The organism is Acinetobacter sp. Ver3 (genome assembly GCF_000632455.1).
Classification (GTDB): Bacteria; Pseudomonadota; Gammaproteobacteria; order Pseudomonadales; family Moraxellaceae; genus Acinetobacter.
Genome location: NZ_JFYL01000193.1, coordinates 1 through 428 on the forward strand (window position 1 = coordinate 1; position 428 = coordinate 428).

Annotated in this window: 1 protein-coding gene; it reads right to left on the reverse strand. The window is 36.4% G+C overall.

What is annotated here, in order from left to right:
- Positions 1–34 precede the first annotated feature (34 nt).
- A partial coding sequence (locus tag CL42_RS16330) for an integrase core domain-containing protein (RefSeq protein WP_035271121.1) occupies positions 35–428 on the reverse strand: 394 nt, incomplete at its 5' end.

A 428-nucleotide genomic window follows, 5' to 3' on the forward strand; every position in this document is an offset into this window, starting at 1 on the left:
TAAAAGCGTATTTATAAGTGATATTCCGCTCTAGTTAAGCCACCTTGTTTTGTTGGGGTAGCTGATCATAGTAAAACTCATTTGGTGTCATTTTGTCTAGACTCGAATGAGGTCGTTTCAAATTATAAAACTCAAAATATGCACTTAATTGCTTTTTCGCATCTGTGACACTGCTATAAGCTTTGAGATACACCTCTTCATATTTAACGCTCCGCCATAATCGTTCAACCATCACATTATCTACCCATCGACCTTTACCATCCATACTGATTTGAATGCCATTTGATTTCAATACATCAATAAATGCATCACTGGTAAACTGGCTGCCTTGGTCTGTATTAAATATTTCAGGTCGACCATATTTTTCAATCGCTTCATTTAAAGCCGAAATACAAAAATCCACCTCCATACTAATCGATACCCTATGC